20 protein-coding genes are annotated in these 25,029 nt (G+C 40.3%); 18 read left to right on the top strand and 2 right to left on the bottom strand.

The window, feature by feature from the left end:
• Nucleotides 1-92 precede the first annotated feature (92 nt).
• Together ACTJKN_RS22420 and gap are read left to right on the top strand one after the other, a co-directional pair.
• Complete coding sequence (locus ACTJKN_RS22420; RefSeq protein WP_440827934.1) at nt 93-1,172, top strand: MraY family glycosyltransferase; 1,080 nt, start codon at nt 93-95, stop codon at nt 1,170-1,172.
• Between the two features lie 1,288 nt (nt 1,173-2,460).
• Nucleotides 2,461-3,456: a type I glyceraldehyde-3-phosphate dehydrogenase gene (gene gap, locus ACTJKN_RS22415; protein WP_440827933.1), complete on the top strand. Its 996-nt coding sequence runs from the start codon at nt 2,461-2,463 to the stop codon at nt 3,454-3,456.
• Nucleotides 3,457-3,708: 252 nt separating this feature from the next.
• On the opposite strand, the gene ACTJKN_RS22410 is transcribed toward gap, so the two are convergent.
• A complete protein-coding gene (locus ACTJKN_RS22410) occupies nt 3,709-4,107 on the bottom strand; it encodes a DoxX family protein (protein ID WP_440827932.1) in 399 nt (132 codons plus the stop codon).
• Nucleotides 4,108-4,328: 221 nt separating this feature from the next.
• Between ACTJKN_RS22410 and ACTJKN_RS22405 the strand changes: the two genes are divergently transcribed.
• The 7 genes from ACTJKN_RS22405 to ACTJKN_RS22375 all read left to right on the top strand — a co-directional run bounded on the left by ACTJKN_RS22405 (nt 4,329) and on the right by ACTJKN_RS22375 (nt 12,423).
• Complete coding sequence (locus tag ACTJKN_RS22405; protein WP_440827931.1) at nt 4,329-5,720, top strand: sulfatase-like hydrolase/transferase; 1,392 nt, start codon at nt 4,329-4,331, stop codon at nt 5,718-5,720.
• A gap of 214 nt (nt 5,721-5,934) precedes the next feature.
• Nucleotides 5,935-7,260 carry a paraquat-inducible protein A gene (locus tag ACTJKN_RS22400; RefSeq protein WP_440827930.1) on the top strand — a complete coding sequence of 442 codons (1,326 nt, stop codon included), beginning with the start codon at nt 5,935-5,937 and terminating at the stop codon, nt 7,258-7,260.
• 28 nt (nt 7,261-7,288) lie between these two features.
• Nucleotides 7,289-8,626 (top strand): paraquat-inducible protein A, encoded by a 1,338-nt coding sequence (locus ACTJKN_RS22395; protein ID WP_440827929.1) that lies wholly within the window; start codon nt 7,289-7,291, stop codon nt 8,624-8,626.
• Between the two features lie 897 nt (nt 8,627-9,523).
• Nucleotides 9,524-9,961 carry a GNAT family N-acetyltransferase gene (locus tag ACTJKN_RS22390; RefSeq protein WP_440827928.1) on the top strand — a complete coding sequence of 146 codons (438 nt, stop codon included), beginning with the start codon at nt 9,524-9,526 and terminating at the stop codon, nt 9,959-9,961.
• A 6-nt stretch (nt 9,962-9,967) separates the two neighbouring features.
• Complete coding sequence (locus tag ACTJKN_RS22385; RefSeq protein WP_440827927.1) at nt 9,968-11,161, top strand: phosphoglycerate kinase; 1,194 nt, start codon at nt 9,968-9,970, stop codon at nt 11,159-11,161.
• Nucleotides 11,154-11,396, top strand: coding sequence for a hypothetical protein (locus tag ACTJKN_RS22380; RefSeq protein WP_440827926.1), 243 nt, complete (start codon nt 11,154-11,156; stop codon nt 11,394-11,396). Before ACTJKN_RS22385 ends, ACTJKN_RS22380 begins: the two co-directional genes overlap by 8 nt.
• Nucleotides 11,397-11,448: 52 nt before the next feature.
• A complete protein-coding gene (locus ACTJKN_RS22375) occupies nt 11,449-12,423 on the top strand; it encodes a 3-keto-disaccharide hydrolase (protein WP_440827925.1) in 975 nt (324 codons plus the stop codon).
• 234 nt (nt 12,424-12,657) lie between these two features.
• Here ACTJKN_RS22375 and ACTJKN_RS22370 read toward each other — a convergent pair whose 3' ends face one another.
• Nucleotides 12,658-14,229 (bottom strand): PepSY-associated TM helix domain-containing protein, encoded by a 1,572-nt coding sequence (locus tag ACTJKN_RS22370; protein WP_440827924.1) that lies wholly within the window; start codon nt 14,227-14,229, stop codon nt 12,658-12,660.
• A 139-nt stretch (nt 14,230-14,368) separates the two neighbouring features.
• On the opposite strand from ACTJKN_RS22370, the gene ACTJKN_RS22365 reads away from it, so the two are divergent.
• From ACTJKN_RS22365 to ACTJKN_RS22325, 9 genes are all read left to right on the top strand, one after another.
• Nucleotides 14,369-14,587 (top strand): hypothetical protein, encoded by a 219-nt coding sequence (locus ACTJKN_RS22365; RefSeq protein ID WP_440827923.1) that lies wholly within the window; start codon nt 14,369-14,371, stop codon nt 14,585-14,587.
• Nucleotides 14,588-14,925: 338 nt separating this feature from the next.
• Nucleotides 14,926-15,393, top strand: a complete 468-nt coding sequence (mraZ, locus tag ACTJKN_RS22360; RefSeq protein WP_440827922.1) for a division/cell wall cluster transcriptional repressor MraZ — start codon at nt 14,926-14,928, stop codon at nt 15,391-15,393.
• Nucleotides 15,383-16,288 carry a 16S rRNA (cytosine(1402)-N(4))-methyltransferase RsmH gene (gene rsmH, locus ACTJKN_RS22355; protein WP_440827921.1) on the top strand — a complete coding sequence of 302 codons (906 nt, stop codon included), beginning with the start codon at nt 15,383-15,385 and terminating at the stop codon, nt 16,286-16,288. The genes mraZ and rsmH overlap by 11 nt, the downstream gene beginning before the upstream one ends.
• Nucleotides 16,285-16,707, top strand: a complete 423-nt coding sequence (locus ACTJKN_RS22350; RefSeq protein ID WP_108199761.1) for an FtsL-like putative cell division protein — start codon at nt 16,285-16,287, stop codon at nt 16,705-16,707. Before rsmH ends, ACTJKN_RS22350 begins: the two co-directional genes overlap by 4 nt.
• Nucleotides 16,697-18,796, top strand: coding sequence for a penicillin-binding transpeptidase domain-containing protein (locus ACTJKN_RS22345; RefSeq protein WP_440827920.1), 2,100 nt, complete (start codon nt 16,697-16,699; stop codon nt 18,794-18,796). Before ACTJKN_RS22350 ends, ACTJKN_RS22345 begins: the two co-directional genes overlap by 11 nt.
• A 187-nt stretch (nt 18,797-18,983) precedes the next feature.
• Nucleotides 18,984-20,444, top strand: a complete 1,461-nt coding sequence (locus ACTJKN_RS22340) for a UDP-N-acetylmuramoyl-L-alanyl-D-glutamate--2,6-diaminopimelate ligase (RefSeq protein WP_440827919.1) — start codon at nt 18,984-18,986, stop codon at nt 20,442-20,444.
• Nucleotides 20,444-21,691 carry a phospho-N-acetylmuramoyl-pentapeptide-transferase gene (mraY, locus tag ACTJKN_RS22335; protein ID WP_440827918.1) on the top strand — a complete coding sequence of 416 codons (1,248 nt, stop codon included), beginning with the start codon at nt 20,444-20,446 and terminating at the stop codon, nt 21,689-21,691. Before ACTJKN_RS22340 ends, mraY begins: the two co-directional genes overlap by 1 nt.
• Before the next feature lie 140 nt (nt 21,692-21,831).
• A complete protein-coding gene (murD, locus tag ACTJKN_RS22330; RefSeq protein WP_440827917.1) occupies nt 21,832-23,220 on the top strand; it encodes a UDP-N-acetylmuramoyl-L-alanine--D-glutamate ligase in 1,389 nt (462 codons plus the stop codon).
• Between the two features lie 15 nt (nt 23,221-23,235).
• On the top strand, nt 23,236-24,429 hold the full coding sequence (locus tag ACTJKN_RS22325) for an FtsW/RodA/SpoVE family cell cycle protein (protein WP_440827916.1): 1,194 nt from the start codon (nt 23,236-23,238) through the stop codon (nt 24,427-24,429).
• Nucleotides 24,430-25,029 lie beyond the last annotated feature (600 nt).

Raw genomic sequence — 25,029 nt, 5'->3', positions numbered from 1 at the left:
CGATTATTTTGATAAATGTCATGTCAAACATTTTGCATCACAATTTTGTTTAGCTTACTATGATTATATTTGCCCGCAAGTCGTTATAAGTTTTGCTAAAAGATATTCTGAATACCAGCCCTGACTATTTATGCATAGCCATATTTATTTTGGCCTTTTCAATCGTAATTATTAGTATTCCGAGTATAATCTATACTTCTTTAAAGTATGGTCTTTTTGATAAGAATGACCTTTACCGTAAAAACCATAAACGCAATATTTCACGTTTAGGCGGTTTGGCCATAGTGGGTAGTTTTACCGTATGTATCTTGCTTTTTTCTGCCATTATTAATTTTAAAGAAGCTAATTTTTTAATTGCATCGTGCATTATCCTTGCGGCACTTGGCTTAAAAGACGATGTTTATGGCACCAATACCAGTACAAAATTTATTCTGCAGATCGTAGTAGCCTTTATCCTGGTTTTTTTTGGTGCCTTCCGTTTAACAAGTTTGTACGGTGTTTTGGGTATAGGAGATATGGCGCCTTTATGGGGAAGCCTTTTTTCGATTGCACTAATTATTTTTCTGAATAATGCGTTTAATTTAATAGATGGCATTGATGGATTGGCAGGTGGAATTGGCATTTTAACGAGCCTGGTTTTCGGTATTTTGTTTTCTTCTATGGGGCAGGTGCCTTATGCATTTATTGCCTTTGCGTTGGCAGGTGCCATAGCGGGCTTTTTAAAGTACAATTGGTTTCCTGCAAAAATATTTATGGGCGATACCGGTGCACTGATCATCGGGCTTATTTCTGCTGCATTAGCCATTAAGTTTATCGAGCTCAATAAGTTTACCGGAGGAAGCAGGCCGGCTTTTTATTCTGCGCCGGCAATAGCGGTAGCAATACTGATTGTACCCATTTTCGACTCATTACGAGTTTTTACCATCCGTATTTTAAAAGGAAGTTCTCCGTTTAAGGGAGACCGTAACCACATCCACCACCGTTTAGAGCAGTTAGGGTTTAAGCCCAGCTGGATCGTAATTTCTACTGCTGGGTTTAATCTGGCTGCAATAGCTGCCACCATTTTCCTTCAGCATCTTGGAAATTTTGTATTGATTTTGCTCATTATTGGTCTCTGCATTGCGTTTAATACCTTGCTTACCTTAAGCCTGCTAAAAAAGAAAGGCAGGTAAAATTAATTTAGCATATGTTCCCGTACTCCAAAAAAAAGAACCTTTTTAAAAAAGCAGGTGACTTTGCGCTCCAGATGTTAATTACTTTTTTAGTAAAGCTAATGTAGTGCCTATCGGTTTGGGTAGTCCTTCTTTTCGCTCCTATCTTTTTGTGGTGGTTGGCGCTAGTCGAAGTCAATGCTAATAGGTTAGGGCAAAACGAGAAAGGTGCCACCTTGAGGGTTAATTTATTGTATAAAAATCAATATTAATAACGTAAATAGTTGATTGTTTTTTTTCCTACTGCTCATGCTTTCCTCGGCTCACCGCCGCCGATGGGCTCTTCCTTTTTGGTGTCAAAAAGGAACAAAAAACACCGGCTGAAAATTTATTCATTCGTATTATAGTTTTCAGCCGCATTCATGAGGGCTTCGCCGTTTTCTTTCTAAGGTAGTGGTTTGGCCTGGTTAGTACTGCCCGAAAAATTTGTTAGACCGGATTTAAGTAGAACGGAGATAATGTGCTACGGCCTAGCTGGATGGAAATACAAAAACGAATTAAATCCTCTTAATAATTAATTACGTAATAACGTCAATGGTAGCGTAGTCGAAGCGTCTCTCTTTTAATTTATCAGACTCTAAAAGTCTTCGACTACGCTCAGACTGACCACCTCGGTATTAACTTTGTTTTAATTTATCGGTTTCCTTGCAGGTTAGAAGTTGCCTAGCCCCGGTCGCAGCGGCATCACCGGAGCGCAGCGCAGGGATATAGCGAAGAACGGGAACAAACCTTAATAGCTGTGCAGGCGCTGCGCTCCTAAAAAAAACTTATTGTTTTAAAAAAGCAGATGACTTTGCGCTCCAGAAGTAAATTACTTTTTTAGTAAAGCTAATGTAGTGCCTATCGGTTAGGACAGTCCTTCTTTCCGCTCCTATCTTTTTGTGAAGGCTAGCAGAATGTTGTTGGTTGGTGCAACAAAAAGGATAGCCGCTGCAATAAGGTTTATTGAACCAAGGCCTGTATGTCAAAACTTCGGACAGCTTTGCATCGGTTTCCTTGCAGGTTAGAAGTTGCCGAGCCCCGGTCGCAGCGGCATCCCCGGAGCGCAGCATAGGGATACAGCGGAGAACGGGAACAAACCTTAATAGCTGTACAGGCGCTGCGCTCCTAAAAAAGAACCTCATTTTTTTTAAAGCAGATGAAAAAAATAGCCGCTGCAATAAGGTTTCATCATCACTTTTCCATCTTATATAATGAGGTCTTTGCTTTGATAAATAAATACTAATTTTGCGCTCTAATTTTTATAATAATGAGGCTGGCAATAAATGGTTTTGGTAGAATAGGAAGAACATTTTTACGCTTAGCATTGGCTGAGGGATTTGAAGTAGTGGCAATTAACGACCTGGCAGATGCCAAAACGATGGCTCATTTATTTAAATACGATACTGTTCACGGTGTTTTCGCAGGTAATGTTTCTGCAAAACCCGATGCATTGGTAATCAATCAGCTTTCTATTCCGGTCTTCGCTATCAAGGATGCCGATGAATTGCCTTGGTCGGCACTTAGGGTGGATCTGGTTATCGATTGTACGGGTAAAAACCTAACCAAATCATTAGCAGAAAAACACATCACATCAGGCGCAAAACAGGTACTCATCTCAGCCCCGGCTGCTGATGATATTCCGATGGTGGTATTAGGTGTAAACGACCATCAGATTGATTTAAGTAGCCCTGTACTATCAAATGCCAGTTGTACAACGAATAATATTGCCCCGATGATTAAGATTTTGAACGATAACTGGGGTGTTGAAGAAGGTTATATTACAACCATCCACTCGATGACAGGCGATCAGAATCTGCATGATGCAAACCATAAAGATCTGCGCAGGGCAAGGGCAGCTTCATCCTCTATTATTCCAACTACAACAGGAGCAGCAAAAGCCATTACCCATATTTTTCCGGAACTGGATGGCCGTTTAGGTGGAGCAGGAATCAGGGTTCCGGTTTTAAACGGATCGTTAACCGATTTTACCTGTTTGCTAAAGAAAAAGACAAGCATAGAAGAAATTAATGCAGCTTTTCAACATGCTGCACAAAACGAATTGAAAGGCCTTATTGAATATACTGAAGATCCAATTGTATCAGTCGATATTATCGACAATCCACATTCCTGTATTTTCGATTCGCTATTAACCTCTATCGTTGGCGATCTGGTTAAAGTGGTAGGATGGTACGATAACGAATTTGGTTACAGCAGCCGTTTGATCGATGTGGTGAAAAAAATTAATCAGCTTGGTAAAGGCTAAAACGTAGGGCTGGTTCATTGGTCATTGGTTTATTGGTCATTGGTTCATTAGTCATTAGTCAATAGTTCATGGTTAATTACCTAATGCAATCGTTAATTTATTCCTGACCACCAGTTCAAATTCCCAACTCAAAAGGTTAATTGCTTAAATCGGTTAACTGATGCCAAAAGCATAGTTCCAAACGAAACATGATCCAGTATACCAGATGATGGCCAGGAAAAAAGCTGGATAGTTATTTTGAAACCATTAAACTTACCGTAACTGCTTAGGCTGCGTGGCTTTTAATGCCCAGTACACGAGTACGGGCTGAAAGAATAAACGCAGGAATCGCTTTCCATCGGTATTTAGCCCAAAAGCACTTCGTTTATGTGTAAACTGAGCGATATTTCCCGGGAACACACTCACAAATAACCCAGCTGCAATTTTGCCAATGGTACTTTCATATTTTTTTGGTGTAAGTATTAAGGCGCTTCCCAAAGCAATTTCAACCAAACCAGAATATACTACGGTATCATCTTTTTTCAAGGGCACCCAATCGGGTACCTGGGCCTGAAAAGGCTTACGCGCAAAAGTTAAATGTCCAATTCCTGCTGTAATTAAACCTGCGCCCAACAATATCCTGGCGGCTTTTTTTATGTTTTCCTCTTTCATAATATTGCGGATCAGATCAAAATGAGAATATATCCATTCAACAAGCGATCAGTAAATCTGTTTCATTTAATTAAATAATGGAATTTACCCGGGTTAGGCTGATGGTTGGATAATTCTAATTAATTACATTTTTATCTGTATTAAATCTATAGATTTGGTAGTATCATTTTTGATTTCTAAATTTTTCGTTCAATAGGTTTCCGGAATAAACGATAAGATATATGAGTAGATATATTACCTGTAGCGCGATATTGGCCATTGGACTTTTAACAGTGGGCTTAAGCGCCGCTGCGCAAAGCAAAAGGAACCATGCAGGCAGGCAGCCCAACATCATTGTTATCTTGACCGATGATATGGGTTTTAGTGATGTGGGTACCTTTGGCGGTAAATTTGTGCCCACCCCAAATATCGACCGCCTTGCGGAAAACGGCTTAAAGCTAAATCAATACTACAGTGCAGCGCCGATTTGCTCACCATCAAGGGTGGGCATGCTTACCGGGATGTATCCGGGCAGGTGGAATTTTAGTACCTATCTGGACAATAAAAAACATAACAGGGAAGCCGAACAGGCCGATTTCCTTGACCCAGGGGCACCCACCATTGCGAAGTTTTTTAAAAATGCAGGTTATGCCACAGCGCACTTTGGCAAGTGGCACATGGGAGGTGGAAGGGATGTTAAAAATGCACCTGGATTTGAACAGTACGGTTTCGATGTCCACGCCAGCACCTATGAAAGCCCTGATCCCGATCCGGCCATTACCGCAACAGACTGGATTTGGTCTGACAAGGACAGTATTAAGCGCTGGGACCGGACAAAATATTTTGTAGACAAAACACTCGGTTTTCTTTCAAAACATAAAGATCAGCCTTGTTTTATAAACCTATGGCCTGACGATGTGCATACGCCCTGGGTACCGAGGAACCAAAGCGAGTACACTGGCCAATTCCCGATGAACCCGCAGGAAGAGGCGGCTTTTAAACTGGTATTGAAAGAATATGACATTCAGATCGGAAGGCTTTTAGACGGTCTGAAGCAATCAGGTGCAGATAAAAATACCATTATCATCTTCACCAGTGATAATGGCCCTTTGCCCAGTTTTCGCGGGAGCAGGGCAGAAGGATTGAGGGGATCAAAACTCTCGCTTTATGAAGGTGGTACGAGAATGCCCTTTATCATCAGCTGGCCGGGGCACATTGGTAAGGGTAAAATAGATGAAAATTCTGTTGTAAACGCATTGGATCTTTTGCCTTCTCTTGCTAAAATGGCTGGGATTTCACTGCCGGGCGGTTATAAAGGAGACGGTGTGGATCGAAGTCAGGTTTTTAATGGAACACCATCAGCCAGGGGAAAAGAAATATTTTGGGAATATGGGCGCAACGATATTGCCTTTAAATTTCCCAGACCAATTGATAAAAGCCCGAATCTGGCTGTCAGGTCGGGCCAATGGAAACTGCTGATGAACAGCAACGGAAGTGATATCCAGTTGTACAATGTCTTTAAGGACAAAAAAGAAAGCCTAAATCTGGCAGAACAGGAACCAAAAGTTACCACTGAACTAAAAGAAAAATTACTGGCCTGGTGGAAATCCCTCCCAAAACTTACATCCCGATAATTACTGAAAGATGATTGATCCGTTTTACAGAATCGGCTGTTATCTACAGCCATAAAGACCTTTTTTTTTTCGCTTTCAAAACCTTTTTAGGTACTGTTGGTTGTATTTGCCAATACCTGACCAAATAATGCCATTGGTAAAATGCCTTTTAAAATTTACCGATGTTTAAACGGGTAAGAAAATAGAACAGCGGTAAGCATGTAAAGTAATCGGCTTGGAAACACAAAAAACACACATAAGAGAAAGAAAGTCTTTGCTCCCTAAATTTCTGCTCATCCTCTCCCTTTCCATACTCCTTGGCACGGAGGCTTATTTCGGATTTAGGCTGCACGAGCTTTCTGATCAGCAGGAGCGCATTAAGGAAGATTATGCTGATATCAACAACATTACCTATGGGCTGTTTTCGGTGCAGCAATGGAAAGATAATGTATCCAGGATTGTGCATCACCAGGTCCGCAACCTGAAGATGACCAGAAAACAAAAAAAAATATTGCAAAGAGAGGTAGAGCAGGTGCTGCTTGCGCTCATTAATAAGGCAGAGGCCTTAGTGAATAAGCCAAAAAAGACTTTAAGCGGAAAGATCCAGAAGTTTGCGATCCGCAATTTTGTGAACCCTGATAGCATACGGGCGCAGGTGCCTGATTTTGCCAGAAAAATTATAGCCGAGGTGGATAATCCGAAGAACAAGCGGCAGTTAAGCAAAATGGCTATGGGCGAGTTTAACGAATTGGCCGACGAGGAAAAGCTCGATAGTGCCTTCGTTGCTAACGGTGCTTCTGTAAAGGCGATGTACCGTAAATATCAGGTATCCTCTACCGGGCTGCTCAATAAAAAGCTCAGTGCCTCACTCGCCGATATCCGCACAAAAACTTATGGCTATTCCTTTGGTATGCTTGCCTGCGTAGTGGTTGTTCTTGGTTTTTGGTGGGGGCTCCGCAAACGCAGGGATCTTCATGTTACACTCTTTGTAATGTCGCTGCTATTTGCGTTCATTCTCCTTTTCGTAGGCCTTACCGCCTCGATGATCGAGGTGGATGCCCGGATCCGTTCGCTCGATTTTGTGCTGCTTGGCGAACATGTGGTGTTTAAAGATCAGGTGCTGTTTTTTCAGAGTAAAAGTATTATGGATGTTGTGAGGGTGCTTATTAGCCAGCCCGGAATTGATTCTATCCTGGTGGGGGTGCTGATATTGGTATTTAGCATCCTTTTCCCGGTAGTTAAACTGAGCTCAACTGGGGTGCATCTTTTGGGCAGTAAACGTCTGGCTGAAAATGGGATTATTAAGTACTTCGCTTTCCAATCGGGCAAGTGGAGTATGGCCGATGTGATTGTAATCGCTATCCTAATGGCTTACATCGGACTGAACGGCCTGCTCGAAGGTCAGCTCCAGGCGCTCAATATCAAAAATGATTCACTTACCATCTTAACCACTAATAATACAGCCCTGCAGCCGGGATATATCATATTCATCAGTTTTGTACTTTATGGCCTCATTCTTTCTACGATATTGAAGTTTATTACCCCACATGATGCCCACTAACCTGTTTATTAAAGCTGACTGATTTATTATGGCAACTACAACAAATACTCCTAAAAATATCCACGCAAAAAAGAACTGGTTTGCACCACTTGCACTTATCGTTGGTCTCAGCATCCTTTTGCTGGGCGAGGCCTATTTTGGCTACCGCTTCCATTCACTTTCTTACGAACAGAAACGGATCAAAGAAGATTACAGCTTGTCGAACAACATCACTTTTGGTATATTCTCGGTTGACCGTTGGGGAGAAAAAATTTCGGCAGTTGTTGACAGAAGGGTAAGAGGTTTCAGCTTAACTGCAAAACAGAAAAAAGACATGCGCAAGGAGGTTGAAAAAGAGCTGCATGGCTTGGTAAACAAGGCCGTGTCGGAGGTTACCAAGCCTCAGAAAACCCTTGGCGGTAAACTGAAAAAACTGGCCTTTAACAGTTTTGTTGATGTAGATGAGCTCCATGCCCAGGTTCCTTCTTTTGCGAAAACTATTGTGGCTAAAATTACCAGTCCAACAAGCCTTAAAAGGCTTAAAAGTGTAGCAACAAGTAAGTTAGATGAACTGGAAAATCAGACCTACGACAGCACCGATACCACCATTACTACTGTAGAACAGAACATCTACCGTAAATATCATGTTGCTAATGCAACCGCGTACGACCGTTTGGTAAACTCAAGGCTTACACAGATTAAAAAAGAGACTCTTCAATGTGGCTTGGGGATGCTGGGCTGCATAGCTATTGCACTCATATTATGGCTTTTTTTAAGAAAATCGGTGCAGTTGCATGTACCACTATTTATCATGTCGCTTTTGTTTGCCGTGATTTTGCTCACTGTTGGCGTTACTTCGCCGATTATAGAGGTTGATGCGCGTATCCAGTCACTCGAATTTAGCCTTTTAGGCGATAAGATTGCTTTTAATAACCAGGTGCTGTTCTTTCAGAGCAAAAGCATACTGGGTATTATAGGAACGCTGATTGAACAACCAAAGCCTGATGCGGTACTAGTTGGTGTACTGTTGCTTGTTTTTGTGGTGGTATTGCCTTTGCTGCGAATTATCGCCAGAGGGGTTCATGTGTCTTGCGGACATCTTTTTGGCAGCAGAAAAGTATTGCGCTTCCTCGCCTTCGACCTTGGTAAATGGGATATGGCAGATGTAATGGTGGTTGGCATTGCCATGACCTATATTGGCCTGAACGGTATATTGAAGAGCCAGCTTTCAGGATTGAATGTACAAAGTGGAACGCTTAGAACCGTAACAGCCAACAATTCAGCGCTTCAGCTTGGTTTTTTTGTATTTGTGGCCTATGTGGCTTATGCCATGGTACTATCTTTTATATTGAAGCGGATAGATGAAAGGAATGGACCTTGTGAGTAATTGGAACATTTTATATGAGGCTTTAATTTTTTTGGTGCACAGAACTAGTACAGCCATTAGTGTCTGTTTCCGTTTTTCGTATATTCTTCCGCTGCGCTTCATAGATGCCGCTCAATTGTAGTTAAGTGAAGCTTTTAACCACAGATGCACACAGATAAACACGAATTTCCATATCTGTGTGCATCCCTTCTATCTGTGGTTAAATTATTTTTGCCTGTGCTGATGGCTTAACTTAATGACATTGGAGATGCCGCTACGCCCGGGGCTAAACACTTCTTGTCTGCAAGCAAACCGATGCAAAAACAACCCTTAGTTTTAAAGTTGATATCTGGCTGTGGTCTTAATGCACAAACCTTGGTTCAATAAACCTTATTGCAGCGGTTATCCTTTTTGTTGCAGCGCCAATCATCATTTGCTTACGATCACAAAGATAGGAGCGGAAAGAAGGACTACAGTAACCTACAGGCAATGAACCTGCTTTACAAAAAATAGTATCGGTTTTTGGAGCGCAAGGTCTGATCTACGATTAAAGATTGTTCCCGTTCTTCGCTTTATCCTTTCGCTGCGCTTCAGGGATGCCGCTATGCCCGGGGCTAAACACTTTGGCAGTGCAAGGAAATATAAAAACGCCAGTTTAATTCCTTGGTAGAATTCATTTTTAGTTTTCTTGCACTATCTTCTGTTAAATGAACGTAGCCAACCAGTAATGAACTTGCTTTACAAAAAACAAAACATAATCTATTTGTTTTTAAAGTCTGTTGGATCAGCATTTAAAATGTTAAAAAATCAGGTCGATATTATTATCGGGTTTCAATTGCTTTATTAACTTTGCAAACGTTTGCGGTGCATCCTATGGCGGTGTCTTGATACTCGATACAAGCTAATGATACTAAAAATATGGTCAAATTTATTCTTCCCGAAGAAGTTCTGCCTTTAAGAAGCCTGGTTTTGCGCAATGGCAAACCATTTGAAGCATGCATTTTTGAAGGCGATACCGCTTATGATACCTTTCACCTGGGTTTTTTAAAAGATGGAGAAATAAAATCGATAGCCACATTTATGCGGAACGATTTTTTTCCTGAAGAAGGAGAAGGCTATCAGCTTAGGGGTATGGCCACCCATCCTGATGCAGTTGGAAATGGTTATGGTGCTGCACTGGTTACTTTTGCAATTGAGTATCTAAAAGAATATAAAACCGATTATTTATGGTGTAATGCCCGTTCAACGGCGGCAGCTTTTTACAAAAAAATCGGCTTCACTACCGAATCTCCAGAGTTCGATATCCCAGGCATCGGGTTCCATTACGAAATGAAATTAAACTTAAATCAAAAATAATTAAACATGAATACAATTGACCAGTTTGACTTTAAAGATAAAAAAGCATTAATCAGGGTAGATTTTAATGTGCCTTTAGATGACGAATTTAAAATTACAGATGATAAAAGAATCAGGGCGGCTTTGCCAACCATTTCTAAAATCTTAAAAGATGGTGGTGCGGTTATTTTAATGTCTCACTTAGGCCGCCCGAAAGATGGCCCTACCGATAAATATTCTTTAAAACACATCTTATCTGATCTATCTGCTCTTGTTTGTGTTGAAGTTAAGTTTGCTGATGATTGTATCGGCGAAAGCGCAGCAAAACAGGCAGCTGATTTAAAACCAGGTGAAGTTTTATTGTTAGAAAATCTTCGTTTTTACAAAGAGGAAGAAAAAGGTGATGTTGCCTTTGCAGAGAAATTATCAAAATTAGGCGATGTTTATGTAAACGATGCTTTTGGTACTGCTCACCGTGCACATGCTTCAACTTCAATTATTGCCCAGTTTTTTCCAGATGCAAAATACTTTGGTTATTTAATGGCCTCAGAAGTAGAAAATGCAGAGAAAATATTGAACCATGCAGAAAGACCTTTTACTGCCATTATGGGCGGTGCCAAGGTATCTGATAAAATCCTTTTAATCGAAAAATTGCTGGATAAGGTAGATAACCTGATTATTGGTGGTGGTATGGCTTACACTTTTGCTAAAGCACAAGGAGGAGAAATCGGTACTTCATTATTAGAAGCTGATAAACAAGCACTTTCTTTAGAACTGATTGAAAAAGCAAAAGCAAAAGGTGTAAACCTGATTTTACCTGTAGACACGGTAATTGCTGATAAATTTGCAAATGATGCCGATAAAAAAGATGTAGACTCTGGTCAGATTCCTGCAGATTGGATGGGACTGGATATCGGTCCAAAATCGGTTGCTTTATTCCAGGATGTGATTAAAAATTCTAAGACCTTATTGTGGAACGGACCGATGGGCGTTTTTGAAATGGAAAGTTTTCAGGTAGGTACTAAAGCTGTTGCAGAGGCAGTTGTAGCGGCTACTAAAGATAATGGCGCATTCTCTTTAATAGGTGGTGGCGATTCTGCTGCAGCAATTGCAAAATTCGGGATGGAAGATGAAGTAAGTTATGTTTCTACCGGTGGTGGTGCTTTACTCGAATATATGGAAGGTAAAGAATTGCCAGGTGTTAAAGCCATTAATGGATAAAATATCAATCTTAAAAATAAAAGAGGCCCTTGCAGATCAGTTTGCAAGGGCCTTTGTTTTAGATGATTTCAACCCGCACAGCTATATGTTTGCCTGGCACACTTGTTTTTTAAGATTTATGGTTATAATGATACAGCAATATCTTGTAACGATACTGTGCAGGAGACAGGTGCTACTTGCGCTTAAAACAAATAAATCATACCTTACTGGCAATTTACCTTGGCCTGTAACTTAGTGGTGGCCCTGGGTTAGAAAACATCAGGTACATAATAAATCAAATTACATCTATGAGAAAAAAAATCTTTTTGTTTAGTATAAGCTGTCTGCTCCTCGCAGGTCTGTCTCAAAAAACATTTGCTTCGTCAGTAACTATACCTGGTAATATTAAACTTGCTATTGAGCCTGCAGCATTGATTGGCCGATGGGACATTACCGTTGATGTAAACGGAAAACCAGCACCTGCCTGGCTGGAAGTAAAACTATCTGGCGTGAAAACATTGGTTGGTTATTTTGTATCTACTGCCGGTAGTGCGCGTCCGGTATCGGAAGTGAAGTTTGACAATGGAAAGTTTAGGTTCGAAATTCCGCCACAATGGGAAAGTGGTACCTCGAATCTGATTATTGATGGCACTGTAGCCGATACCGGAATTCAAGGAACAATGATAGATTGCAATGGTAAACAATATAGCTGGAAAGGTGTTAAGGCACCTTATCTGAAAAGGACTGTTGCACCCGCCTGGGGTAAACCCATCAATTTGTTCAATGGTAAGGATCTATCTGGCTGGAAAACCAATGGACCAAACCAATGGGTAGTTAAAAACGGTATTTTAACCAGTCCGAAAGCAGGTTCAAATCTCATTTCCGAACAGAAGTTTAATGATTTTAAGCTCCATGTAGAATTCAAATATGCCAAAGGGGGAAACAGTGGGGTATACTTAAGAGGCCGTTACGAGGTGCAGATTGAGGACAGCAAAAAAGATGCGCACCCTAACAGCGTGCTATTCGGTGGTGTTTATGGATTTTTAACAGCCAATGAAATGGTTACACTCGGGCCTGGTGAATGGCAGCGCTACGATATTACCCTTGTTGGCCGTTTGGTAACAGTGGTAGCCAATGGCAAAACCATCATCAGTAACCAGGAAATTCCGGGTATTACCGGAGGAGCATTGGATAGTAATGAGGGAGAGCCCGGGCCTATTTATCTTCAGGGAGATCATGAACCGATCGAATACCGGAAAATTGTAATTACACCAGCAAAATAATTATCTTTTATAGGAGAGGCTGTACCGAGGTGTTGTTTGCAGTGATTATGCTTCATATTGAAAAAGAAATAACAGTAATGTCCAGGTCTGTATCATGGTGATTTTAATCTATGGTACAGGCCCTTTTTATTTTAACAGTGATGTCAGATGTTACCATCTGACACGATAAGAATTTACAATTTTTGAGTTATCAATCGGATGGTAACATCAAGCCTTAGGCAGGGTGCCAGTAACTTAGAAGATTTCCAGACCAGTATTGAGCAGAACGACATACACAGCCAGGTAACAAACAAAAAATGCAGTTGATAAAGCAAAATAACTTGTTACCCTATGGCTTCCCCTTTTAAAAGGAAGTAGAAAAAGAATATTGAATATTTCTGATAACAATGCGCATATAAAATTCAAACAGACCATCACGCAGCTAAAAGCCACTACGAAAATGGCCGGCTGGATAACAATTCCTGAAGGGAGGCCATAGAGTGCACCCATAATAAAACTAATCGGAAGGATAATCATTGCATATTTTAATCCCGATTTAAACTGTAAAAGGAAATAACTGCCCAGTTTCGGAAGCGGTGTTGTTGTTTTCGCAGGTTTTAATTCTTTTTCAATCGTCGGAGTTTCCAATGCCTCATCTAAAGCTGCTTCATTCGTTTTTCGTTTTTTGCCTTTCTTTTGTTTCTTATAACGTGGCCACCAGATAATAAAACCAGTAATAAATAAGGCAAGTGGCATTAAGCCGGCAATGATGGCAATAATCTGTGTTGGCCTGCCGCCAAAGCTTCCATAGTGGATTGGCGTTAACCAGCTAAGATAAGCATTGCCAACATTAGGGAAATCCTTCCGGCTGTTCAATAACACTTTTCCCGTATATTGATCAACAATAAGCATTTCTCTTTTTCCAACTTTAGGCAGGTTTCCAGTCACTACATCTAAGCGGTAGGCGCCTGTTTTATCGGCCGGAAAAGAAATCCCACCAATGTAACCATTGGGCATTTTTTCTTTCGCTGCGGCAACAATCTCTTTAAGTGGAAGGGGTACAGCTTGTGCATGCCATGCAGATTTTGCACCCAATAACGCAGCTACGCCCTGAGGAGATTTCCCGCTAAGCAAAAATAACAGTGGAATAACAAGCGTAGAAAAAGTAATCGAAAAACCGGTAAGGCTCAATATTGCTACGATGGGAGAGGAGTAAAACCCGAGTGAATTGTGCCAATCGTAATTTTGCCGCTTAAATGAGCCGCTAAACCTTACGGTAAGTGCCGATTTTAGTTGTTTCCATTTTTTTGGGATCCATAAACGCAGGCCAGAAATGGTTAAAATTAAAAGGCAGAGAGAAGCTAAACCACAGATGTAACGGCCTGCTACAGGAATAAGCAAAGTTCGGTGCAGCTCGGTAACCACATGGATAAAAGAACTGGTGTGTATTCGTTTACCAGTTGTTTTTCCAGTATATGGATTAATAAAAGTTTCTCCACCACTTTTTAAATTCAGAACGCTGTATGCTTCATTGGGATTTTTGAAGTTGTTAAGCATCAGGTAATCAATTTTTAAGCTGGGATAGTTTTTTCTGATCAAAGGCACAATTTCCTCAATTGGCATTTTTTGTTTCTGCGCAATTACTTCGAACAGATTAGGGTTCAGCGCGCGGTCTATCTCATCCTGAAAAACCAGGATACTTCCTGTAACACCTACAAAGGCTACAATTGCGCCGGCAATAATACCAACATAAAGATGCCATTTACCGAACCACCTTTTTTGGTGTTTTGCCCAATTTAATTTTTTGGAGGTGTTTTCTGATTTCATTTTTGAGCGTAGCATCTCGTTGTGCAATATTGGTTTACGCTTACAAAGAAATCGTTTTAAATGCTTTCCTCCAAATTATTTTTAATAAGTCTAAATAAGTGATATTTTGAGTTGGACCTGAATAAATTCAAACCGCGCAGTGATTACCGGAACCTCAGCTATCCGTACAAAAGGCTTTAAAGACGAATCCATCAAAAAAGAATATCAGCATCTGGTTGCGAGTCTTCAAGCAGATTTCTTAAAACTCTCTACGGACAGCTGGTTAGTCAGCGCAGAGAAAAGCGGTCATGTGATCCAAGCCAGCGAATCACAGCTTATAGTCGGACAGATCAGGAAAGTACTGGCTATGAAAAAGTAGTATCTTTCTCTTCTGATTTTTTTGCAAAAATTATGGTAAATAAATAAAAAAGTGGGAGGTTCTCCCACTTTTTAAAAGCTATTAATGAGTGCTTTTGGAGAAAAATCCAATAAATATAGTAGAAATTGGGCGAGTGTGACACTTCTCGTTATTTTTATTTTAATGGCCTTATTATCAATTGTTAAGGCTTTTTGTTTTGTGCTGATCTACTTATTCTAGGTATATTGCAGCATCATAATTGTAACAAAAAAGATGTGGAAAACTTTTTTGTGGTAAAAAGTGGTAAAAAGTGGTAGAACTCTTTACTTTTACACTAGATATAAAGTGTAGATACCACTATGACCCAACTTTTAGGAGAATTTGATTGTAAACTTGACGCAAAGGGACGCCTTATGGTACCTGCTGCGCTTAAGAAACAATTGCCTAATGCCGAAAATGATGGGCTCATTATTAACCGGGGTTTTGAAAAAAACCTGGTGATCTATCCTAAAAAAGTATGGGATGCTGTTGTGGCCGATCTTGCCAAGCTTAATATTTACGATCAGGAAAACAGGGCCTTTGTACGAGCTTTTACGCGTGGGGCAACCGAGCTTTCGCTTGATGCTGCCGGCCGGGTGCTTTTGCCGAAATCTTTGGTAGAATATGCGGGCATCGGCAGTGATCTTGTTCTGGCCTGTCAGTTGGATCGTATCGAGGTGTGGGATAAAAAAGCATACGAAGATATTTTTGATGATGTTCCGGCCAATTTTGCAAGCCTTGCCCAGAAAGTAATGGGTGATAAGAAAGGAGTAGTAGATGGCGAATAATTACCATGTTCCTGTAATGTTGCAGCCTTGCATTGATGGTTTGAATATCAAGCCTGACGGCGTGTATGTGGATGTTACTTTTGGCGGCGGTGGTCATTCGAGAGAGATTTTGAAACATCTTGGTCCGAAAGGAAGATTGATTGCTTTTGATCAGGATCCTGACGCACAAGCGAATGTTCCTGCTGACGATCGCTTTATTTTCATAGATCAGAACTTTGGGTTTTTAAAAAACAATCTCCGCTTAAAAGGTTTTAAGCAGGTGGATGGTATTCTGGCTGATCTTGGGGTTTCTTCGCATCAGTTCGATGTGCCGCAGCGAGGTTTCTCTATCCGTCATAATGCCGATCTGGATATGCGTATGGATCAGCACCGTGACTTAACGGCTGCCGAAATATTGAATACCTATACAGAGGATAAACTGCATAAAATCTTTGGGATTTATGGAGAAGTGAAGAATGCTAAATCGCTGGCCCGTGCCATCGTGACTTCACGTTTAGAGCAGCCTTTTACTGATATCGACAGCTTGAAGGAGGCGATTGCCGGTTATATCCCAAAAGGAAAAGAGAATAAATATCTGGCGCAGGTGTTTCAGGCGTTACGTATAGAGGTGAATGCCGAAATCCAGGTGCTTGAAGATTTTCTGCTACAGGCTGCTGATGTGTTGAAGCCTGGCGGTCATTTAGTGGTCATGTCTTATCATTCTTTAGAAGATAGGCCGGTTAAGAACTTTATGGCGAAAGGCAAATTTCAGGGTGAAGTAGAAAAGGATTTCTTCGGAAACCAGCAAAAGCCATTTAATGTAATTACACGAAAAGCGATAATTGCCACTGATGAGGAGATTGCTCAAAACAATAGGGCCCGCAGTGCGAAACTAAGAATTGCAGAAAAGATATGAACAGGTTTAGGGAAGAGATAGAGGAGGAAGAAGTTGGGCCTGAACCAGAATTAAAAGCTGCGCCCAAAAGGCCAAAAACTGCTGAAGAAAAAATGGATAGCAATTCATTTATCAGCAAGCTTTTTAATGATGGATTAGTAAGTAAAGAGGCGGCAACTGATGCTTTGCCTTATTTGTGTTTTCTGGCACTTTTGGGAATGATTTACATTGCCAATAGTCACTTTGCGGTAAACAATGTTCGCCGGATTGATAAATTAAATAAAGAAGTAAAAGAATTAAGATGGGAGTATAAATCCCTCAAGGCCGACCTGATGTTCAAGAGTAAATTGACAGAGGTTGCCAAAAAGGTAGATACCCTTGGGATAAAAGAACTGATTGAACCACCAAAAAAAATAATTGTTAAAAGCGATGAATATTAGAGCAAACATCTTGCTTCGTGTATATCTGGCATTTGGCTTAATTGTGCTTTTTGCTTTCGCGGTGTTTTTACGCCTAGGTCAGGTACAGTATGTGCAAGGGAAAAAATGGAAAGCTATGGCAGATAGTCTTTCTACACGATATGTAAATGTGGAGGCTACCCGTGGGAATATTTATTCTAACGATGGCAGTTTACTGGCTACTTCGATACCAGAATACGAACTGCGTATGGATATGTTTGCTGGTGGTATTGCCGATGATAAAGTATTTAACGAGAAAGTAGATTCACTGGGTTATAAATTAGCTCAGCTCTTTCAGGATAAAACGGCTAAGGAATATGCTAGATACCTGCGTAAAGGTCGTCAGGATAGCTCGCGCTATTTACTGATCCACCGTAAAGTGGGTTATGCTGATCTTAAAACCATCAGGACTTTTCCGTTATATAACATCGGTAAGTTTAGCGGCGGTTTAATTGCTGTTCAGCAGAATAAACGGATTCTTCCTTTTCAGGCTTTGGCTGCCCGTACCATTGGGTATAAAAACGAAAATGTTAAAAACGGTGTGGGTTTAGAAGGAGCGTATAAAGAATATATCAACGGAGAAACCGGGAAAAGATTAATGCAGCGTATCGCTGGGGGTGTATATATCCCAGTAAACGAGGAGGCTGAGGTGGCTCCGAAAGATGGTGCTGATATTATTTCAACCATTGATATCAATATGCAGGATCTGGCGCAAAGTGCTTTAGAGAAGCAGTTGATTAAGTACGATGCCGACCACGGTGCGGTAATTGTAATGGAGGTTGCTACCGGCGAAATCAGAGCAGTAGCCAATTATTCTAAAGTGGAAGAGGGTGTTTACAAAGAAAAATTTAATTACGCGATTGCAGGTAACCAGGATCCGGGTTCAACTTTTAAACTAGCCTCTTATATGGCGCTTTTGGAAGATGAGCTGGTGGATACCAATACAATGGTGGGCACAGGTAATTATAAAATACCCGGTCACATGATCAAGGATTCGCACGGCAGCATTGGTGTGGTAACCGTTAAAAAAGCATTCGAACAATCATCAAACGCAGCTGTGTCTTATCTTGTGAATAGTAAATATGGTGCTAATCCTAAAAAGTTTACCGATCATTTATATAATTGGCATCTGAATGAAAGTATGGATTTACAAATACCAGGTGAAGCAAAACCTGTAGTAAAAAATCCATCAAATAAAAGTTGGAACAAAAACATGACTTTGCCGCAAATGGCCTATGGGTACGAGATGCAGTTGACCCCATTAAAGATGTTGTCATTTTATAATGCGGTTGCAAATAATGGAAAATATATTGCGCCAATTTTTGTAAAAGAGATCAGAAGGTTAGGTAACCCGATTGAGCAGTTTAAAGCCAGGGTGATTAAAGATAAGATCTGTTCAGATGTTACTTTGAGTAAAATCAAAAACATGCTGGAAGGGGTGGTTACTGAAGGAAGCGGTAAACAATATGTTCACAACCCGCTTTATAAAATTGCCGGTAAAACAGGTACTGCTCAGGTAGCTGATGCAAACAAAGGGTATAAGGCTAAAAGACAATACCAGGCCTCGTTTGTGGGGTACTTTCCTGCAGATAAACCAAAATATTCGATGATTGTGGTAATTAATGATCCAAAAGGAGGGTATTATGGTGCTTTGGTTTCTGGACCTGTTTTTAGGGAAGTGGCCGACCGTATTTATGCCAGCGATATGCAGATGTATAACGATATGCCGACCCGTTTGGTAGGTAATACAGGTAACCCACCAACAAAAGCAGGACAGAGTAAAGCGACTCAGAAAGTGTATAAAGCATTTGGTTTTAAACCGCTTTTTGCTTCAAAATCTGAATATTACAATATTATAGATACCAGTGCAGGAACAGTTTTTCAAGAAAATAACGAGCGTAAAGGTGTGATGCCAAATGTGGCGGGAATGGGATTAAAAGATGCACTGTACCTTTTAGGGAATGCGGGCTTGAAAACAAAGGTTTCGGGTTCTGGAAAAGTGGTCAGTCAATCCATAATCGCCGGAACAAAGGTGGGTAAAGGATTGGGTGTACAGATAGAGTTAAATTAATACATGATTGAATGAGTGAATTTTGAGTGAATGAATGTTGTAGGCGATCGCCCCATTCTATCATTCTCTAATTCAATCATTCAATAATTAATAAGATATGATAAAATGAGAGAATTTTGAATGAGTGAATGTTTAAAGGCTATAGCCACATTCTATCATTCTCTAATTCAATCATTCAATAATTAATATGATGCAATTACAGGATTTACTTTATGGCGTAACGATTAAAGAATTGGTTGGTAAAACCGATAGGGAAATCAATGCGCTGAATTTCGATTCGCGTAAAGTAAGTAAAGATGATATCTTTTTTGCTGTAGTGGGTACTGTGGCTGATGGACACCAGTTTATTGAGCAGACCATTGAGCAGGGGGCAGGTGTAATTATCTGCGAGAATTTGCCAGAGATCCAGGACTTTACGGTTACCTACATCAAAGTAGAAAACACTGCGGTGGCTTTGGGTATCATTGCCGGGAATTATTTTGGAAATCCATCAGCAGATCTGAAACTCATCGGCATAACAGGAACCAACGGAAAAACCACCATTGCTACTATTCTTTTTAAATTATTTAAAGATTTAGGTTACAAAACCGGGCTCTTATCAACGGTAGAGAATTATATCAATGATACGGTAGTGGCGGCAACACATACCACACCAAATCCGATCGCATTAAATCAGCTCCTAAGAGAAATGGTCGATGCAGGTTGCGATTACTGTTTTATGGAAGTAAGCTCACATGCGGTTTCTCAACACCGGATCGAAGGTTTAACTTTTTCTGGTGGTGTGTTTTCAAATTTAACACACGATCATTTAGATTTTCATAAAACTTTTGATGCTTACCTGAAAGCAAAAAAAGCATTTTTTGATGTTTTGCCTAAATCGGCATTTGCATTGACCAACATTGACGATAAAAACGGTGTGGTAATGCTGCAGAACACTAAAGCGCATAAAAAGACTTATGCACTTAAACAACTGGCTGATTTCAAAGCAAAAATTATTGAGAACCAGTTTAGTGGCCTGCATTTAGATATCGATAACGAAGACGTTTACTTCAAGCTTGTAGGCTCTTTCAATGCGTACAATTTATTGGCCGTGTATGGAACAGCGATTTTGTTGGAGCAGGATAAGTTAAAGGTGCTGACTTTGTTGAGCCGTTTATCAGGCGCTGAAGGAAGATTTGATTACATCACCTCTGCAGATAAGATTATAGGTATTGTAGATTATGCGCATACGCCAGATGCTGTTCAGAATGTATTGAGCACTATTGCCAATATCCGCAAAGGAACCGAACAGGTAATCACGGTGATTGGATGTGGGGGAGATCGTGATAAAACCAAACGCCCTATTATGGCTCAGGTAGCCTGCGATTGGAGCGATAAAGTGATCCTAACCTCCGACAATCCCAGAACGGAAGATCCACAGGCGATTATCAGCGAAATGGAAGCAGGTGTGTCACCAACCAATAAGCGTAAAACGCTATCCATTTTAGATAGAAAAGAGGCAATAAAAACAGCCTGCCATTTAGCGCAACCAGGAGATATTATTCTTGTTGCTGGTAAAGGGCATGAGAAATACCAGGAAATTAATGGCGTAAGGAACCATTTTGATGATAAAGAAATTTTACTTGAACAATTAAAACCAATCAGCTAATGTTATATTTATTATTCGAATACCTGCATAAGCATTATGATATACCTGGGTTAAGGTTGTTTCAGTACATCACTTTCCGTGCATCTATCTCTATTATTTTATCATTAGTAATTACTACCGTTTACGGACGTAGGTTAATTGATTACCTGCATAAAAAACAGGTTGGAGAAATAGTAAGAAATTTAGGTTTAGAAGGACAGATGCAAAAACAAGGTACGCCAACAATGGGGGGTATCATTATTTTGCTTGGTATTCTTATTCCGACCCTGTTATTTGCCAATATCTCCAATATCTATGTGATTTTAATGATCATCACCACGATCTGGATGGGGGCTGTAGGTTTTCTAGATGATTATATCAAAGTTTTCAAAAAGAATAAAGAAGGTTTAGCAGGTCGTTTTAAAGTTGTTGGTCAGGTTGGTTTAGGCTTAATTGTAGGTTGCACCATGTACTTTCATCCAAATATTGTGGTAAGGGAAACTGTACAGGACGATGTAAAAAGCACTTCTACGGTTCCGATGGTATTGCGCCAAAAGGGAGAAACCTTTTATTATACACAAGATGTAAAATCGACTAAAACCAATATGCCTTTTTATAAGAACAATGAGTTCGATTATGCAAAAGTATTGAAGTTTTTGGGTACCGATTACCAGAAATATGCATTTTTTATCTTCCTGATTGTAACGGTATTTATTATCACGGCGGTATCGAACGGGGCAAACATTACCGACGGGATTGATGGTTTAGCTACTGGAACTTCGGCAGTAATCGGGATCACCCTAGGTATTTTGGCTTATGTATCCGGTAATACCATTATGGCCGATTACCTCAATATTATGTATATCCCAAATTCTGCAGAGCTGATGATTTTTGCAGGTGCATTTGTGGGTTCCTGCGTAGGTTTCCTTTGGTACAACTCTTACCCTGCGCAGATTTTTATGGGCGATACCGGAAGTTTGGCCATTGGGGGAATCATCGCCTCATTTGCCATCATGATCCGCAAGGAGCTGTTGATTCCGATTTTATGTGGAATATTCCTGGTAGAACTGGTGTCGGTAATTATGCAGGTATCTTATTTTAAATATACCAAGAAGAAATTTGGCGAAGGCCGCAGGATTTTCCTGATGTCGCCTTTACATCACCATTATCAGAAAAAGGGATATCATGAAGCCAAAATTGTAACCCGCTTCTGGATTATCGGAATCATGCTTGCAATTATGACCATTGTAACATTGAAGTTAAGGTAGTTCAAGGTGGAAGGTTTAAAGGCTGAGGGTGTAAGGTTTCAACTTTAAAAGAAAAATAACTAAGGTGCCTTCAGGTGTCTAAGGTGGTAAAAAGAAGAGATTGAGATCTCTTAGGTAGTAAAAATTGATAAAAATAAATAATGAGCACGAATAACATCACATCAAGCAATACTAAGTCAGCGATGACCGGGCAGGGCCGTGTGGTTATTCTTGGTGCCGGCGAAAGTGGGGTTGGTGCCGCAAAATTGGCCCAGGCAAAAGGTTTCGATGTTTTTGTTTCCGATTATGGCGTAATTACCGATAAATATAAAGCTGCATTAGAAAAACTTTCCATTCCGTTCGAATATGAAAAACATACCGAAGAACTGATCTTAAATGCAACAGAGGTAATTAAAAGTCCGGGTATTCCGCCTACAGCGCCAATTATTAAAAAATTGGTTGCAAAAGGGATTCCTGTGGTTTCGGAAATTGAATTTGCCAAAAGATATACCAATGCAAAAACCATCTGTATTACGGGGTCAAACGGTAAGTCGACTACAAGTTTATTAACTTATCATATCCTGAAAAATGCGGGTTTAAATGCGGGCCTGGCAGGTAATATCGGACAGAGTTTTGCTGCACAGGTGGCTACGGAAGATTACGAATATTATGTGCTGGAAATCTCAAGCTTCATGCTTGATGATATGTTCGCTTTTAAAGCAGATATTGCTGTTTTGCTCAACATTACTCCAGATCATTTAGACCGTTACGATTATAAACTGGAAAAATATGCTGCATCTAAAATGCGGATTGTTCAAAACCAGACAGCGCAAGATGTTTTCATTTATTGTGCAGATGACGAAGAGAGCCTAAAAGCTATCGCGCTGATTAAGCCTGTGGCGAAAGCCTATCCCTTTTCAATTACTAAAAAAGTAGAACTGGGTGCTTATTTAGAAGAAACTACTATACATATCCTTACAGAACCAAATAACCAACTAACCATGTCTATTTCAGATTTAGCCTTACAGGGCAAGCACAACATTTACAATTCTATGGCCTCAGGCATTGTGTCTAAAGTTTTAGAATTAAGAAATGAGACCATCCGCGAAAGCATGGGCAATTTCAAAAATATTGAGCACAGGTTAGAGCATGTGGCCAAAATTTCGGGGATCGATTTTATCAACGACAGTAAAGCCACCAATGTGAACTCTACCTGGTATGCTTTAGAGAGTATGACCAGCGATGTAGTGCTGATTATGGGCGGTGTTGATAAAGGAAACGATTACAACATGCTTAAAGATCTGGTTAAAAGCAAGGTTAAGGCTATCGTTTGTTTGGGTAAGGACAACAAACGTATCCACGATGCTTTCGAGGATGATGTAGAAGTAATTGTAAATACTTTTTCAGCTGATGAAGCAGCGCAGATTGCTTTCCATTTGGCTAAACGTGGTGATGCAGTATTATTATCGCCAGCCTGTGCAAGTTTCGATCTGTTCAAAAATTATGAAGACCGCGGCAACCAGTTTAAAGCGGCAGTTAGAGAATTATAATAGGAGGTACAATATATGTTCCAGGCACTACTTAATAAAACAAAAGGCGATAGATGGATCTGGCTGATCATCATCCTGCTTTCGCTTATATCCGTAATGGCGGTGTACAGTGCAACAGGTACCTTGGCATATAAAAAAGGAGAAGCGGTAGAAAAGCTTTTACTTACCAAACACTTAATTTTTGTGCTGATGGGTATCGGGATGATCTATATTGCCCACCTGCTCGATTATCGCTATTATGCGGGTATTTCAAAGGTACTGATGATCGTTACCATTCCGTTGCTGTTTTATACGCTAATATTCGGAACGAATTTGAACGATGCATCAAGATGGGTTAAAATACCGGTAATCGGATTAACCTTTCAAACTTCGGATTTGGCTAAACTGGCATTGATTACCTTTTTGGCCAGGATGCTAACCAAAAAGCAAGAAAATATTAAAAATGTTAAAGAGTCATTTATACCAATTATGGGCTCGGTTTGTGTGGTGTTTGTTTTAATCGCACTAGCCAACCTATCTACAGCATTAATGCTGTTTGGTGTAAGTATTTTGCTGTTAATTATCGGTAGGATCAGTATTAAACAGATCGCGATTGTTTGTGCAGGCGGTTTCGTACTCCTGCTCTTTGTTTTCTTTTTGGGTCCAAGGAGAAAAACATACATGTCGCGTATTAATACGTTTATACATCCTGAAATGCAGCATTCAGATAAAACTTTCCAGGCAGATCAGGCAAAAATTGCCTTAGCTACTGGTGGTGTTTTTGGTAAAGGACCAGGTAATAGTACACAACGCAATTTCCTACCACATCCGTATTCCGATTTTATTTTCGCCATTATTATTGAAGAATGGGGAACTGTGGGAGGAATTGTAATCATGATACTATACCTGGTGCTTTTATACCGATGTATCAAGATCGTAACACGGGCACCCAAGGCCTTCGGTGCATTGCTTGCGGCCGGACTGAGTTTCAGTCTGACCATACAGGCCTTTGCAAACATGGCGGTAGCTGTAGGGTTGGGTCCGGTAACAGGGGTTCCGCTGCCATTGGTAAGTATGGGCGGTACATCAATGATTTTTACCAGTGTGGCTTTCGGGATTATACTAAGCGTAAGCCGCGATGTAGAAGAAAATGCAAATGCGTTAACAAAAGAAGAAAAAGATAAAGTAAAAAATAAAATAATAATAGGTGAAATACCTGCAATAGCTTAAGATGAATCGTCATTGCGAGGAAGTATGACGAAGCAATCTATTTAAAAAAATAATAAAGTAAAAAATTTAACCACAGAGGACACGGAGGTTGGCACAGAGATTACAAAGAAATTGTTTATCAATTGCCCAACCTTAAGTGTGAAATCCGATAGAAAAACCTTGGTGCCCTTCGCGCCTTTGTGGTAAACAAAAAAATAGAACTCAGTGCCCTCTGTGAAAACTTAGTGTACTCGGTGGTAAAAAAAACAAAATGCTTAGCGTGCTTTGCGAAAAACTAGCGCTCTTTGCGGTTAAAAATAATAAAAACGCAGTGCCCTCCGTGAAAACTTTGTGCACTCGGTGGTAAAAAGACAAAATGCTTAGCGTGCTTTGCGAAAACTCAGCGCTCTTTGCGGTTAAAAATAATAAAAACTCAGTGCCCTCTGTGAAAACTTTGTGCACTCGGTGGTAAAAAAACAAAATGCTTAGCGTGCTTTGCGAAAAACTCAGCGCTCTTTGCGGTTAAAAATAATAAAAACTCAGTGCCCTCTGTGAAAACTTTGTGCACTCGGTGGTAAAAAAACAAAATGCTTAGCGTGCTTTGCGAAAAACTCAGCGCTC

Source organism: Pedobacter sp. 22163, assembly GCF_052045595.1.
In the GTDB taxonomy this organism is placed as follows: Bacteria; Bacteroidota; Bacteroidia; order Sphingobacteriales; family Sphingobacteriaceae; genus Pedobacter.
Note: the sequence above shows the minus strand (reverse complement) of the source record. Positions and strands in the feature narration are given on the sequence as shown.

Bases quoted from the DNA above. Each gene is read 5' to 3' on its own strand.
- ACTJKN_RS22410 (WP_440827932.1), bottom strand. From the start codon at position 4,107: ATGAAAGAGGAAAACATAAAAAAAGCCGCCAGGATATTGTTGGGCGCA.
- ACTJKN_RS22375 (WP_440827925.1), top strand. From the start codon at position 11,449: ATGAGAAAAAAAATCTTTTTGTTTAGTATAAGCTGTCTGCTCCTCGCA.
- murD (WP_440827917.1), top strand. From the start codon at position 21,832: ATGAGCACGAATAACATCACATCAAGCAATACTAAGTCAGCGATGACC.
- ACTJKN_RS22385 (WP_440827927.1), top strand. From the start codon at position 9,968: ATGAATACAATTGACCAGTTTGACTTTAAAGATAAAAAAGCATTAATC.
- ACTJKN_RS22325 (WP_440827916.1), top strand. From the start codon at position 23,236: ATGTTCCAGGCACTACTTAATAAAACAAAAGGCGATAGATGGATCTGG.
- ACTJKN_RS22345 (WP_440827920.1), top strand. From the start codon at position 16,697: ATGAATATTAGAGCAAACATCTTGCTTCGTGTATATCTGGCATTTGGC.
- ACTJKN_RS22405 (WP_440827931.1), top strand. From the start codon at position 4,329: ATGAGTAGATATATTACCTGTAGCGCGATATTGGCCATTGGACTTTTA.
- ACTJKN_RS22340 (WP_440827919.1), top strand. From the start codon at position 18,984: ATGATGCAATTACAGGATTTACTTTATGGCGTAACGATTAAAGAATTG.
- gap (WP_440827933.1), top strand. From the start codon at position 2,461: ATGAGGCTGGCAATAAATGGTTTTGGTAGAATAGGAAGAACATTTTTA.
- ACTJKN_RS22370 (WP_440827924.1), bottom strand. From the start codon at position 14,229: ATGAAATCAGAAAACACCTCCAAAAAATTAAATTGGGCAAAACACCAA.
- ACTJKN_RS22380 (WP_440827926.1), top strand. From the start codon at position 11,154: ATGGATAAAATATCAATCTTAAAAATAAAAGAGGCCCTTGCAGATCAG.
- mraZ (WP_440827922.1), top strand. From the start codon at position 14,926: ATGACCCAACTTTTAGGAGAATTTGATTGTAAACTTGACGCAAAGGGA.
- rsmH (WP_440827921.1), top strand. From the start codon at position 15,383: ATGGCGAATAATTACCATGTTCCTGTAATGTTGCAGCCTTGCATTGAT.
- ACTJKN_RS22350 (WP_108199761.1), top strand. From the start codon at position 16,285: ATGAACAGGTTTAGGGAAGAGATAGAGGAGGAAGAAGTTGGGCCTGAA.
- ACTJKN_RS22390 (WP_440827928.1), top strand. From the start codon at position 9,524: ATGGTCAAATTTATTCTTCCCGAAGAAGTTCTGCCTTTAAGAAGCCTG.
- ACTJKN_RS22395 (WP_440827929.1), top strand. From the start codon at position 7,289: ATGGCAACTACAACAAATACTCCTAAAAATATCCACGCAAAAAAGAAC.
- mraY (WP_440827918.1), top strand. From the start codon at position 20,444: ATGTTATATTTATTATTCGAATACCTGCATAAGCATTATGATATACCT.